The sequence below is a fragment of the Streptomyces mutabilis genome, from assembly GCF_046628145.1.
Taxonomy (GTDB): Bacteria; Actinomycetota; Actinomycetes; order Streptomycetales; family Streptomycetaceae; genus Streptomyces; species Streptomyces mutabilis.
Map to the genome: position 1 here is coordinate 6,924,873 of NZ_CP176874.1, position 13,079 is coordinate 6,937,951.

At 70.8% G+C, this 13,079-nt stretch carries 9 protein-coding genes; all 9 read right to left on the reverse strand.

The window, feature by feature from the left end; all coding sequences use genetic code 11:
• Nucleotides 1-15: 15 nt before the first annotated feature.
• The gene (locus tag ACLIN4_RS30960; protein WP_289909371.1) at nt 16-1,431 is read right to left on the reverse strand and encodes an extracellular solute-binding protein; all 1,416 of its coding nucleotides are present in this window, start codon (nt 1,429-1,431) and stop codon (nt 16-18) included.
• Nucleotides 1,432-1,582: 151 nt separating this feature from the next.
• Nucleotides 1,583-2,596, reverse strand: coding sequence for a LacI family DNA-binding transcriptional regulator (locus tag ACLIN4_RS30965; RefSeq protein ID WP_289909370.1), 1,014 nt, complete (start codon nt 2,594-2,596; stop codon nt 1,583-1,585).
• A 74-nt stretch (nt 2,597-2,670) separates the two neighbouring features.
• Nucleotides 2,671-6,960, reverse strand: a complete 4,290-nt coding sequence (locus ACLIN4_RS30970) for a discoidin domain-containing protein (protein ID WP_411576455.1) — start codon at nt 6,958-6,960, stop codon at nt 2,671-2,673.
• Nucleotides 6,961-7,202: 242 nt separating this feature from the next.
• Nucleotides 7,203-8,213, reverse strand: coding sequence for a LacI family DNA-binding transcriptional regulator (locus tag ACLIN4_RS30975; protein WP_289909368.1), 1,011 nt, complete (start codon nt 8,211-8,213; stop codon nt 7,203-7,205).
• Between the two features lie 107 nt (nt 8,214-8,320).
• Entirely contained in the window at nt 8,321-9,349 is a 1,029-nt protein-coding gene (locus tag ACLIN4_RS30980) for an endonuclease/exonuclease/phosphatase family protein (protein WP_382019428.1), read from the reverse strand.
• Nucleotides 9,350-9,410: 61 nt separating this feature from the next.
• Nucleotides 9,411-10,124, reverse strand: a complete 714-nt coding sequence (locus ACLIN4_RS30985) for a FadR/GntR family transcriptional regulator (RefSeq protein ID WP_107476664.1) — start codon at nt 10,122-10,124, stop codon at nt 9,411-9,413.
• 58 nt (nt 10,125-10,182) lie between these two features.
• A complete protein-coding gene (locus ACLIN4_RS30990; protein ID WP_382087311.1) occupies nt 10,183-11,136 on the reverse strand; it encodes a sugar kinase in 954 nt (317 codons plus the stop codon).
• Nucleotides 11,133-11,777: a bifunctional 4-hydroxy-2-oxoglutarate aldolase/2-dehydro-3-deoxy-phosphogluconate aldolase gene (locus ACLIN4_RS30995; protein ID WP_290011915.1), complete on the reverse strand. Its 645-nt coding sequence runs from the start codon at nt 11,775-11,777 to the stop codon at nt 11,133-11,135. The genes ACLIN4_RS30990 and ACLIN4_RS30995 overlap by 4 nt, the downstream gene beginning before the upstream one ends.
• A 54-nt stretch (nt 11,778-11,831) precedes the next feature.
• The gene (gene dgoD, locus ACLIN4_RS31000) at nt 11,832-12,977 is read right to left on the reverse strand and encodes a galactonate dehydratase (RefSeq protein WP_107476666.1); all 1,146 of its coding nucleotides are present in this window, start codon (nt 12,975-12,977) and stop codon (nt 11,832-11,834) included.
• Nucleotides 12,978-13,079: the final 102 nt, after the last annotated feature.

Below are 13,079 nucleotides of genomic sequence, written 5' to 3' on the forward strand. Positions count from 1 at the left end.
CCCCGAGGGAGCCGGTCACTGCGTGGCCAGAACCTGGTTGACCTGCTGCTCGGCCGTGTCGAGCAGCTTGTCGATGTCGGCGTCCTTGTTGGTGAGGATGCCGGACATCACGTTGTCCAGGACTTTGTAGACCTCCTGCGCCTTCGGCGGCTCGGCCTTGCCCGGGACCGGGGCGTCCATGAACGCCTTGAAGTTCTCGACCGGCATGGTGGCGTGCTCGATCCGGGCCGCGTCGTCCTTCGTCTTCGACTCGTTCAGCCAGAAGTTGGGCTGGGGGAGGCCGACCGGCAGGTCGTCCTTCTTCTTCCGCTCCCAGTTGAACTGGCCCTCGCCGACGGTGAGGTTCTGGAAGTCGAGCCAGGCGATCGCGGCCTTGACCTTGTCCGGGGAGATGCCCTTCTTGATCATGTAGCTGTTGCCGCCGGCGAGGGTGTTCTTCTCACCCGGGATCGGCCCCATGCCGAAGTTCTCGTAATCGGCGCCGAGTTGCTGGACCATGTACGTGATGTCGTCGGGCGCGGCGAGGAACATCCCGAGCTTGTCGGTGGCGATCTGCTTCTGCAGGTCACCCCACTTGAGCAGCTGGGTCTTGCCCATGCTCTCGTCCTCCCAGCGCATCGCGTGGAGGTTCTCGGCGACCTGCTTGCCCAGCTCGTCGTTGAACGCGGCCTTCTTGCCGCTCGGGTCCACGACGTCGCCGCCGAGGCTGTACATCTGGGCGGTGAAGTGCCAGCCACCGGTGTTGCCGGCGCTGTACTCGCCGAAGCCGGCGATGCCGTCGCCCAGGTCGGAGATCTTCTTGGCGGCGGTGCGCACCTCGCCCCAGGTGCGCGGCGGGTTGTCCGGGTCGAGTCCGGCCTTCTCGAAGAGCTTGCGGTTGATCAGCAGACCCATGGTGTAGTTGCTGGTCGGCAGGCCGTAGAGCTTGTTCTCGTGCTTGAGCTGGCCCAGGACGTTCGGGTCGATGTCCTTCAACGCGGGGACGGTCTTGTCGTTGACGTACGCGGTGATGTCCTCGGCGCCGTCGTTGTCCAGCACCTGGGGCAGGTCGGTGAAGTAGGTGTAGAAGACGTCGGGCTGCGACTTGGCCTTCAGCATCGCGGTGAAGCGCGGCGGTTCGAGGCACTGGCCGGGGGTGGAGCGGCCGTCGACGGTGACGTTGGGGTACTTCTTGTTGAATTCCTTGACGTCCTCCTTCCACTCCTTCAGCTCGGCCGCCTTCGCCGCCGGGGGCATGCAGTCGATGGTGATGGTCACCTTGGTCTTCGGGTCCAGCGGAGCGGCCGGGTCGGAGGAACCGCTCCCGCCTTCGGAACCGCCGCCGTCGTCGCTGCTGCTCGTGCCGCAGGCGGCCAGAGCGGTCAGCGTGAGAGCGGAGACGAGCGTGATGGCGCCGGCACGACGGGTACGGCGGAACCGAGCACTTCTCATGGGTGGTCCCCTTCGGGCATGAACGTGGAAGGCGCCCCACCGCCGATGCGTTGTGGGGCGCCGCTCACTCAACCACCGTGAACAAGTGGACGCAATATCTCGCGCTGATTTCGTAATTGTTTGACAGTCTGCCGAAGATGTTGAGAGCCGGTTACTCGGCGGACGACTTGGCGGTGGCCTGTGCGGTGGAGCCGCGGACGACGAGTTCCGGTTCGAAGAGGAGTTCCCGGTGCGGGACTTCGGTGCCTTGGATCTGTGCGCACAGGAGGTCGACGGCGGCGCGTCCCATGGCTTCGATGGGCTGGCGGACGGTGGTGAGCGGGGGTTCGGTGCAGGTCATGAAGGCGGAGTCGTCGTAGCCGACGACGGATACGTCGTGGGGTACGGCCAGTCCGCGGCGGCGGGCGGCGCGTACGGCGCCGAGGGCGAGGGGGTCGCTGGCGCAGATGATGCCGGTGACGCCGCGTTCCAGCAGCCGGGTGGCGGCTGCCTGGCCGCCCTCCAGGGAGAACATCGACCGCTCCACGAACTCGTCGGCCATCGCACCGCCCGCGGCCTGAACGGCGGCCTGGAGCCTGCGCAGGGAGGGGATGTGGTCGCCCGGACCCAGCACGAGGCCGATGCGCCGGTGGCCGAGGGAGGCCAGGTGCCGCCAGGACTGTTCGACGGCCACGGCGTCGTCGCAGGCGATGCAGGGGAAGTCGAGATCCGGGATGGAGGCGTTGATCAGCACGACGGGGATGTTGCGTTCGGCGAGCAGCCGGTAGTGGTCGTGGGGTGCGTCGGCCTGGGCGAACAGCCCGCCGGCGAAGACGACGCCGGACACCTGCTGCTGGAGGAGCAGTTCGACGTAGTCCGCTTCGGAGACGCCGCCCTTGGTCTGGGTGCACAGCACCGGCGTCAGCCCCTGCTGGGCCAGCGCGCCGCCGATGACCTCGGCGAACGCCGGGAAGATCGGGTTCTGCAGCTCCGGCAGCACCAGCCCCACCAGACGCGCCCGCTCGCCCCGCAGCTGGGTCGGCCGCTCGTACCCCAGCACGTCCAACGCGCTCAGCACGGACTGCCGGGTCGCCTCCGAGACCCCCGGCTTGTCATTGAGGACCCGGCTGACCGTGGCCTCGCTGACCCCAACCTTCTTCGCTACCTGAGCAAGTCGTCGCGTCACATACGCAAGACTAGCGCAACTCCCGCAAGGGACTTGCGCCAGTCAGCGAAGCGTCCGACAAGGTCAGAGCAGGTCTAGGGGTTTCGGACGATCTTGAAGGTGGACGTCGTGTTCCTGATGTCGACGGCGTTGTCGTCGAGCGTCAGGTTGTTGAAGACGACCTCGCCGACCGCCGGGCCCTCGCCCGCCTCCGGCATCTCGTTGGCCCACAGCCCGAAGCCGGACTTGGCGTCGTAGGCGTCACCGCTCTTGCGGGCGCCCGTGATCGAGACGTCGGTGAAGACGGTGTCCTTGATGGGGTACTGCGGTTGTCCCCCCACGTAGTCCGTCTGGAACATGATGCCGCTGTAGGTCGGATCCACGATGTCGACATTGCTGACCCGGATGCCCTGGAACACCTTGGACGCCGAGAACACCCAGATGCCCGGGAAGGTCTGGTTGCCCCAGAAGTGCCCGCCGGCCCGGACGATCGAGATGTTCTCGAAGGTCGTCGGATCGGTGCCGAAGCCGTTCATCGGGTAGCCGAAGTCCAGCGAGCTGATGGTGATGCCGGAGTAGACGAGGGTGTCGGCGATGTGGATGTTGCGGAAGGTGTTGTTGTAGCCGCCGTAGACGGCCAGCCCCGCGGCGCGCCAGGTCAGCGTCGTCGACAGGTTCTCGTAGAGGTTGTTCTTCATGTCCGCGCCGCCCGCGTCGATCGCCGAGAAGAGCGCGAAGCTGTCGTCGCCGGTGGCCCGGGCGTCGTTGTTGGAGACGAGGTTGTCCGTCGAGCCGTTGGTCATGTTGACCCCGTCGGCGAACATGTTGCGGATCCGGGAGTTCTTGATCGTGACCCGGTCCGTGTTGGCGCCCCAGTACAGGCACACCATGTGCTCGTTCCAGATGTTGTCGATCACGATGTCCGACACGTTGGAGAAGTCGAACACCTTGCCCGGCCCGTCGATGCGGCTGGTGTAGTTGCCGAAGTACGCGAAGTCCGCGAACGACGAACCCTTGGCGCTCGCGTCGGCCCGGAAGCCGACGTCGGTGTTGTCCTGCGTGGCGGGCGCGTGGAACTGCGTGAACCACGGCCCCGCGCCGACCACCTTGACCGCCTTGCCGTACACCTGGAACTTGCTCGACGTCCGGTAGTCGCCGGGCGGCAGGTACACGCCGACGAGCTTGCCCGTGGAGTCCATGCGGACCCGGTCGAGCGCGTTCTGCACGTCCTGGTGCGTGAATCCGGTGGGCACGGCGTACGCCGCCGGGTCCGGGTTGGGCACCGGCGCGACCTGCTCCAGGTTGACGAAGTCGATCGCGTAGTCGGTGTTGTTCGAGGCGTCCTTCTGCAACCGGACCTTGCTCCCGGCCGGGACGGTCTCGCCCAGCATGATGTGCGCCTCGTCGTAGATGTGACGCGGCGCGCCCGCGCTCGGCGCGTTGCCGGGCGATGCCTCGGCGCCGTAGAGCCAGGCGTACTTCGACGTGAGCGGGAGCGCCTTCTTCATGACCCCGTCGACGTACACGTTGATGGTGGAATCGATGCCGCCGCCACCCGGGGCGTCCGGGATGGAGAAGCGGGTCACCAGGGTGTTGGTCTCCGCCCGGGTGGTGAACTCGACGTATTCACCGGTCTCGTCGAGATGGACGGCCTTGCGGCCGGACGCCTCGCCCGCGATGTCGCCGATGGTCCGGTTGGGACCGACCACCTTCGCCCCGCCGCCCGCGGTGCCGTCCTCGGCCTCGTACATGTCGTACGGCATGTCGGCGCCGCGCCCCACGAACAGCGGCTGCGTGGAGGTGTTGTTCTCCCGCTTGACCGGCAGCTCGTTCGCGTCGTCGGCGACCGCGACCCTGAGGGTGTACGAGCCGTCGGCCGCCTTCCAGGTGCCGATGCTCACCGCGGGGCTCGTCGTACCGGCGGCGATGACGCCGTCGTGCGCGCCGGTCAGCGTCTTGACGGTCGTGCCCTCGTCGTCGACGATGCCGATCCGCACGGCGTGGCTGCCGCCCGCCGAGTCCTGGGTGCCCTGGTTCCTCAGCGCGACCTCGAAGGCCACGTCGTCACCGGCGGCCGGACTGGAGGGGGAGGTGCTGACCGCGGCGGCCACCAGGTCGGAGCTCCGGACCGGCTCGACCACCAGCGGTTCGGGCCGGGTGTAGGTGTTGTTCGTCTCGTTCCGCTCGATGATCTCGTCGGCCTCGTCGGCGACGGCACTGAGCTCGTAGGAGCCGGCGTCGCGGGCCCCGACGGAGGCGCTGACCGTGTCCTGCGCACCGGCCTTCAGCGCGCCGACCTCGGCGGTGGCTACCTCGGTGTCGCCGAGGCGCAGGGCGACCTCGCTCGCCGGGGCGTCCGCCGGGCCGCTGTTGCGCACGGTGGCGGACACGGTGATCTCGTCCGACTCCACGGGGGAGGCGGGCGAGGTGGTCAGCTCCGTCACCTCGAGGTCGGGATTGGGCGCGGGTGTGCCGATCACCTGGAACTCGGCGATCTGCCCGGCCGGGGCCCCGCTGTTGGCGGTGAACCTGAGCTGGACGTCCGCGACCCGGTCGCCGACGGGTACGGAGACGCTGTTGCCGCCGTTCGCCGGATCGAAGACGTAGTCCTTCGCGGCCACCAGGCTGCTGAAGCCGGACGCGTCCTGCGCGCGGCCGAGCACCTCGATCCTCTGGGTGCGCTTCGACCAGCTGTTGTCCGGGTTCAGCCCGAGGACGACGCGGTCGACGTCCGCGTCGGCGCCCAGCTCGAGGGTGAGCGTGTTCGGGTAGCTGCCCGCCGCCCCCTCCCAGTAGGTCGAGGTGCTGTTGTCGTTGGCGTTCTCGGCGACGTAGGTGTGGACGACGGACGAGGCGCTGATCGGCTTGCCGACGGCCATGTTCGAGCCGTCCCCGGTGCCGGTACGGGTCACCGAGTTGCTCTCGCCCGACACGTTGCCGGCCGCGTCCTTGGCCCGCACGAAGTAGGTCACGTTCGCGGACGCCGGCTGGGTGTCGGTGTAGGTGGTCACGTCACCGGCGACGCTCTGGCGGAGCTGGTTGTCGGCGTAGATGTCGTAGGCGGTGACGCCCTTGTCGTCCGTCGAGGCGTCCCAGGTCAGCTTGATCTTTCCGGCGGCCGGCTCGGTGAGGGCGAGGTTCGCGGGCGCGGTGGGCGCCTGGGTGTCGCCGGTGTCGGCGCGCCGGGTGACCGAGTTGCTGTCCGCCGACTGGTTGCCCGCCGCGTCCTTGGCCCGCACGTAGTAGGTGACGGTCGTGCCGGCCGGCCGGGTGTCGGTGTACGTGGTGACGTCGCCCGCGACCGATGTCAGCAGGTCGCCGTTGGCGTAGATGTCGTAGCCGGTGACCGCCGTGTCGTCGGTGGCCTTGTTCCAGGTCAGTCTGATCTGACCCGTCGCGGGCTCGGTGAGGGCGAGGTTCGCCGGCGCGGTCGGGGCCCGGGTGTCACCGGTCGCCGGGCCGTAGACCTCCAGCTCGGAGACCTGGGCGGCCGGATGGCCCGTGTTGGCCATCACCAGGACGCGCACGTGGCGCGTGGTGGTGGCGTCGAAGGTGATCGTGGCCGACTGACCGCCCGCCGCGTCGAAGGCGTAGGTCCTGGAGGCGGTCAGGTCGGTGAAGTCCGAGCCGTTGTCACTGGCCTGGACCTTGAGGGTCTGGCTGCGGGTCGGCCAGCCGTCCGGCAGGCGCAGCACGACGCGGTCGACGCGGCGGGAGGAGCCGAGGTCCGCCTGGAGCCACTGCGGCAGGGCGTTGTTGGCGCTCTCCCAGTAGGTGGCCTTGTTCCCGTCGTTGGCGTTGCCCGCGGTGTACTGCCCGGTGGAACCGCTCGCCGTCAGCGTGCGTCCGGCGGCGAGGTTCGCGGACGACTCCCCGGCCGCGTGCACCTCCAGTTCGGAGAGCTGGGCCGCCTGCCATCCGGTGTTGGCGGTGATGTCGATCCGCACGTAGCGCGTCTGCGTGGCGGGGAAGCTCACGGTGACCGTGTTGCCCGACCCCGGGCTGAAGGTGTATTCGGCCGAGCTCTTCAGCGTGCTGAAGCCGGTGCCGTCCGCGCTGCCCTGCACGGAGAGCGTCTGGTCGCGGCTCTCCCAGCCGGCGGGCAGTCTCAGGACGACCTCGTCGATCCGCTCGGTGGTACCGAGGTCGGTCTGGACCCACTGGGGCAGACTGTCGCCGCCGCTCTGCCAGTACGAACCCTGGTTGCCGTCGGTGATGTTGGCGGCGCCGTACTCGCCGTGCGAGCTGCTCGCCGCCGTGGGGTCCCCCAGGGCGATGTTGGGGCCACCGGCTGCCGTGGCCGACAGCAATGGTCCCCCCAACGCCAGGAGACTGGTCGCGACCACGGTGCACAGGGCACGGGATCTCCAGTTCCGGTTTCTCATTTGTCCCCGATCTCCGCCTCGGTTCTCTGACATTTACGCTGAGCGCTCAGAGAGTTGCAGAGAATTGTTTAGTCGTCCACGGTCAGGGCAGCGGAAATTGGCACGCAGGTAACCGTGGCGGGCCCCCTGGGGGAGATGAGGGGGCCGGGACATGCCTCGGATCAGGGACTTTCGCGGGCTACGTCGGACAGCCGCAAGTCGCTGTCATGTACCGCAAGAAATTGCGCACTATGGCGGTGCCGCTACTCGGCGGATGCCTGTGCGGTGGAGCCGCGGACGACGAGTTCCGGCTCGAAGAGGAGTTCCCCGTGCGGGACTTCGGTGCCCTGGATCTGTGCGCACAGGAGGTCGACGGCGGCGCGTCCCATGGCTTCGATGGGCTGGCGGACGGTGGTGAGCGGGGGTTCGGTGCAGGTCATGAAGGCGGAGTCGTCGTAGCCGACGATCGACACGTCGCGGGGTACGGCCAGTCCGCGGCGGCGCGCGGCGCGTACGGCGCCGAGGGCGAGGGGGTCGCTGGCGCAGATGATGCCGGTGACGCCGCGTTCCAGCAGCCGGGAGGCGGCTGCCTGGCCGCCCTCCAGGGAGAACATCGACCGCTCCACGAACTCCTCGGGCAGCTCGGCGTTCATCGCGTCGGCCGCTTCCTGAGCGGCGGCCGACTTCCGGCGCGAGGGGATGTGGTCCGAGGGGCCGAGGACCAGGCCGATGCGCCGGTGGCCGAGGGAGACCAGGTGCCGCCAGGACTGTTCGACGGCCACGGCGTCGTCGCAGGCGATGCAGGGGAAGTCGAGGTTCTCGATCGACGCGTTGATCAGCACGACGGGGATGTTGCGTTCGGCGAGCAGCCGGTAGTGGTCGTGGGGTGCGTCGGCCTGGGCGAACAGCCCGCCGGCGAAGACGACGCCGGACACCTGCTGCTGGAGGAGCAGTTCGACGTAGTCCGCCTCGGAGACGCCGCCCTTGGTCTGGGTGCACAGCACCGGCGTCAGCCCCTGCTGGGCCAGCGCGCCGCCGATGACCTCGGCGAACGCCGGGAAGATCGGGTTCTGCAGCTCCGGCAGCACCAGCCCCACCAGACGCGCCCGCTCCCCCCGCAGCTGGGTCGGCCGCTCGTACCCCAGCACGTCCAACGCGCTCAGTACGGACTGCCGGGTCGCCTCCGAGACCCCCGGCTTGCCGTTGAGGACCCGGCTGACCGTGGCCTCGCTGACCCCAACCTTCTTCGCCACCTGAGCAAGTCGTCGCGTCACAGCGAAAGGCTAACGCAAGCCCCGCAAGCGACTTGCTCTCGTGCCGGATTGCGGCCGTTGCGGCCGTTGCGTCCGGTGGCGGGACGTACGGGCGTACGCCCCCGCCCTCAGTCCAGGGTGATGCGCGCGGCGACCGGGAGGTGGTCGCTGCCGGTGGCGGGCAGGGTGCGGATGTGACCGACGGTGGCGGACCGGGCCATGACCTGGTCGATCCGGGCCACCGGGAAGGCGGCGGGGAAACTGAGCGCGACGCCCCGCTCGGCCACGTTCAGCCGGGTGGTCAGGGGATCGAGGGCACGGTCGTCGACCGTGCCGTTGAGGTCGCCCAGCAGCACCACCCGGCCCAGTTCCTCGGCCGCGACGGCATCGCCCAGCAGCCCGGCGCTCTCGTCCCGCCAGGCCGACGCCAGGCCGCTCGCGCCGACCCGGACCGAGGGCAGGTGCGCGACGTACACCGCGATCTCACCGTGCGGGGTGCGGGCCACCGTGCGCAGGCCGCGGTTCCACTCCTCCGTGATGCCCCGGGGCTTGATGTCGAGCGGACCGGCCTCGGCGAGCGGGTGCTTCGACCAGAGCCCGACCGTGCCCTGGACCGTCCGGTACGGGTAGTCGGCGGCGAGCGTCCGCGCGTACACGTCGAGCGCCGGGGACACCAGTTCCTGGAGGGCGATGAGGTCGGGTGCCGCGTCGGCCAGCGCACGGGCCGTGCCCGCGGGGTCGTCGTTCTCGTCGCTGACGTTGTGCTGGACCACGACCAGGTCGTCGGGGCCGGGTTCCGGCGCGGGCAGCAGCAGTCCGCCGAAGAGGTACGTCCAGGCCGCGACCGGGAGCAGGAGGGCCACCAGCGCGACCGGCGACCGGCGCACCAGCGCCAGGACGAACAGCACCGGGACCACCGCACCGAGCCACGGCAGGAACGTCTCCAGCAGACTGCCCAGCCCGACCGCCGCGTCGGGAACCGCCCCGTGGAACACCAGCAGGCCGGCCGTCAGCACCGAGGCCCCCGCGACCACGCGGCCCCGCGCACGGGGCGGACGACTGAGCAACCGGGCCGCAAGGCTCCGCACCGGGGCCGTGCGGCCCCGCACCCATGTCGCCGGCCCCGGTCGCCGCCGGGCCTCCGCCTGCTCCGCCATTCGCAGTCCGTCCACTCGTCCTCGCCCGTCAGGACGAGTCACCCAGTGGATCAGGTTCCCGTCAGGCGAGATCCCGCGGGCCGAGCGTGAGCTGGTCGTGGTCCGCCGCGGCCTTGGCGAGCAGGGCCAGCATCGCGGACTCGGCCCCTGCCGGGTCCCGGTCGCGGACGGCGTCCAGGACCGCGCGGTGGCTGGGGACGGGGTCGTCGGCGTCGTCCCGCGCGTGGACCAGACGGTCGCGCTCCCTGAGCCCCGGCTCCAGGAGCATGTCCATCCTGCGCAGCAGCTCGTTGCCGGTGGCGGCGAGCAGGGCCCGGTGGAAGGCCGCGTCCGCCTCGGCCGCCGCGGAGGGGACCTGCCGGGACCGCCCCATGGCGTCGAGGGCGCCTTCCAGGGCCGCCAGGTCGGCATCCGTACGGTGCAGGGCGGCCCGGCGCGCCGCGGCGGGCTCCACGATGGAGCGCACGTCGGCGAGGTCGCGCAGCAGCGGTACCGCGTCGCCGGTCTCCATCCGCCAGCGGATCACATCGGCGTCGAGGAGGTTCCAGTGCGCGCGCTCCCGGACGTACGTACCGCGCTTCTGCCGCGCGTCGGTCAGCCCCTTGCCGGCGAGCACCTTCAGCGCCTCCCGCATGACGGTCAGGCTCACGTCCAGCTCCGCCCCGAGTGCGCCGATGTCCAGGATCTCGCCCTCGGCGATGTCTCCGCCCACGATGCGCGCGCCCAGCCGTTGCACGACCTGCCCGTGCACGCCGCGGCCGGAGTAGGACGTCATGCGGTTCTCCTGGTGGTGACTCGTCGGGGAAAAGGCTCGCGGGGGCGCTCGCCGGGGCTCAGCGTATGGCGCTGCCCGGCGGGGCGTTGAGCACGGCCAGTTCGTCGCGGTGCGGCAGGCCCTCCCAGTCGCCCCGGGTGGCGACCGCGAAGGCGCCGGTGGTGACCGCGCGGCCCAGACGGTCGGCCGGCGCGAGCCCGTCCAGGAGACCCGAGAGGTAGCCGGCGCAGAAGGCGTCCCCGGCACCGACCGTGTCGACCACCGGTACCCGCGGGGCGGGCTGGTGGAGGCGGTGCCCGTCGGCGCCGTAGCGGCCCGCGCCGTCCGCGCCCCGCTTGACGACCACTTCACGGACGCCGGCTTCCAGCAACTCCGCCACCCGCGCGGCTTCGTCGGCGTCGTCGTCCCCGGCGACCAGGGGCAGTTCGTCGTCGGAGGCGATCAGGAGGTCGACGCTGCCGCGCAGCCGGCGCAGGACGGCCGCCGCCTCCTTCCCGCTCCACAGGCGGGCCCGGTGGTTGACGTCCAGCGCCACCGTCCAGCCGTGTGCGCGCGCGTACTCGACCGCCCCGGTCACCGCGGAGAGCGGACCGGGCCCCAGCGCACAGGTGATTCCGGTGACGTGCAGGACGCGGGCGCCTTCGGCCAGCGCGGCGGTGAGGTGCTCGGGCCGCTGACGGGAGGCGGCCGACCCGGCGCGCCAGTAGTGCACGCGCGCCACGTCGCCCACGAGGCGTTCCCGCATCAGGGCACCCGTCGGTGCCTCGGGGTCGGTGGTGGCGTGCCGTACGTCGACGCCTTCACCGCGCAGGGTCCGCAGGACCAGGCGGGCCGGTTCGTCCGCGCCGAGGCGGCCGGCCCAGGCGACGCGGTGGCCAAGCCGGGCCAGGCCGACGGCGACGTTCGACTCGGCGCCGGCCACCGCAGTGCGGGCCGGGGCCCCGGTGCTCAGCGGGCCTTCGGTCTGCAGGGACAGCATCGTCTCGCCGAAGGTCAGGACATCCGCCGTCATGCGCCGCCCCCCTCCGCCCGGCACACCGAACGGAACAGGCGGGCCCGGTCGCGGAGCCGGCCCAGGTCACCCCCGTGCGCGGCGTCGCCCACGAGGGGCGACCCGACCCCGACCGCGACGGCACCCGCCGCGAAGTACTCCGGTACGAGGTCCGCGTCCACCCCGCCGACCGGCACCAGCGGCATGTCGGGGAAGGGGTCCTTGAGGGCACGGAGGTAGGCGGGTCCGCCCAGCGAGGCGGGGAAGAGCTTGACCGCGGTGGCGCCCGCGGCCATGACGGCGACCGCCTCCGTGGGGGTCAGGGCGCCCGCCACCACGGGCACCCCCTGCCGTGCCGCGGCGGCGACCGCCTCACCGCCGGACGGGGTGACCACCCAGGTGGCGCCGGCGTCCCGGGCACGCCGCAGATCGTCGGGCGTGACGACCGTCCCCGCGCCGACGAAGGCGTCCCGGCCGACCTCGCGGACGGCCCTGGCGATCACGCTGCAGGCGTCCTCGGTGTTGAGGGAGACCTCGACGAGGCCGACACCTTCCTCGACGAGCGTCAGCACGGTGCGCAGGGCGGCATCCGCCGAGCGTCCGCGCACGATGGCGGCGAGCCTGTCACGGCTCAGCCTGGTGGTGAAGTCGGTGAGTTCCATAGAACCTCTCCTGTGGGGGGTACGGCGGGTGCGGGTGCGACGGCCGACGGGCCCTCACCACTCGGCGAACGAGCCGTCCGGGTGCCGCCAGACGGGGCCCCGCCAGTCGGGTGCGCTGTTGTCGGCCGCCCGTACGGCCTTCTCGTCGACCTCGATGCCGAGGCCGGGCGCGGTCGGGCGCAGGAAGCATCCGTCGTGGAAGCGGAACACCTCGGGGTCGACGACGTAGTCGAGGACTTCGGCACCTTGGTTGTAGTGGATGCCGATGCTCTGTTCCTGGATGAGGAAGTTGGGGGTGCTGAAGGCGATCTGCAGGCTGGACGCCAGGGAGACCGGGCCGAGGGGGCAGTGCGGTGCGACGGGGACGTCGAAGGTCTCCGCGAGCGCGGCGATGCGGCGCACCTCGGAGATCCCGCCCGCGTGGGAGAGATCGGGCTGGAGGACGGCGATCCCGGCCTGGAGGGCCGGCAGCACGTCGGTGCGGGAGTACAGCCGCTCGCCGGTGGCGAGGGGCACCGGCGAGCAGGCCACGAGGTCACCCAGCAGGTGGGTGTACTCCGGCAGCACGGTCTCCTCGGCGAACAGCGGATTGAGCGGGGCCAGGTGCGGCAGCACCTTGCGTGCGTTGCCCGGCGTGAACCGGCCGTGGAAGTCGACGGCGAAGTCCCGGTCCGGCCCCAGCACTTCGCGGGCCGCGGTCGCCCGCCCCACCAAGTCGTCGATGTCGCGGGTCGTGGCCAGGCGGTTCATCCTGCCGCACGCGTTCATCTTGACCGCCGTGAAGCCGGCCTCCACTTGGGCCGCGACGGCGTCCGACACCTCGCCGGGCTCGTCGCCGCCCACCCAGCTGTAGGCCCGTACCCGGTCGCGCACCGGCCCGCCGAGCAGTACGTGGACGGGGACGCCGAACCGCTTGCCCGCGATGTCCCACAGGGCCTGGTCGAGGCCCGCGACGGCGCTGGAGAGGACCGGGCCGCCCCGGTAGAAGGAGCCCTTCGTCATGACCTGCCAGTGGTCCTCGATGCGCGACGGGTCCCGGCCGAGGAGGAGTTCGGCCAGTTCGTGCACCGCCGTGCGGACGGTGGCCGCCCGGCCCTCGACGACGGGCTCGCCCCAGCCGACGACGCCCTCGTCGGTCTCGACCCGGCACAGCAGCCAACGGGGCGGTACGGCGAACGTCTCGATGCGGGTGATCTTCAAGGGGCCCTCCTGGCTCGGGACGTGGACCTGCCCCGCATTAAATGTGAATTTATGAATTCTGCCAAGGGGTGCCCTGAGGTCCCCGTGGTGCCGTCGCGTGGT

Excerpts from the sequence above, each read along its gene's own strand:
- ACLIN4_RS30980 (WP_382019428.1), bottom strand. The coding sequence starts at position 9,349 with ATGGCGGAGCAGGCGGAGGCCCGGCGGCGACCGGGGCCGGCGACATGG.
- ACLIN4_RS30990 (WP_382087311.1), bottom strand. The coding sequence starts at position 11,136 with ATGACGGCGGATGTCCTGACCTTCGGCGAGACGATGCTGTCCCTGCAG.
- ACLIN4_RS30960 (WP_289909371.1), bottom strand. The coding sequence starts at position 1,431 with ATGAGAAGTGCTCGGTTCCGCCGTACCCGTCGTGCCGGCGCCATCACG.
- ACLIN4_RS30985 (WP_107476664.1), bottom strand. The coding sequence starts at position 10,124 with ATGACGTCCTACTCCGGCCGCGGCGTGCACGGGCAGGTCGTGCAACGG.
- ACLIN4_RS30995 (WP_290011915.1), bottom strand. The coding sequence starts at position 11,777 with ATGGAACTCACCGACTTCACCACCAGGCTGAGCCGTGACAGGCTCGCC.
- ACLIN4_RS30970 (WP_411576455.1), bottom strand. The coding sequence starts at position 6,960 with ATGAGAAACCGGAACTGGAGATCCCGTGCCCTGTGCACCGTGGTCGCG.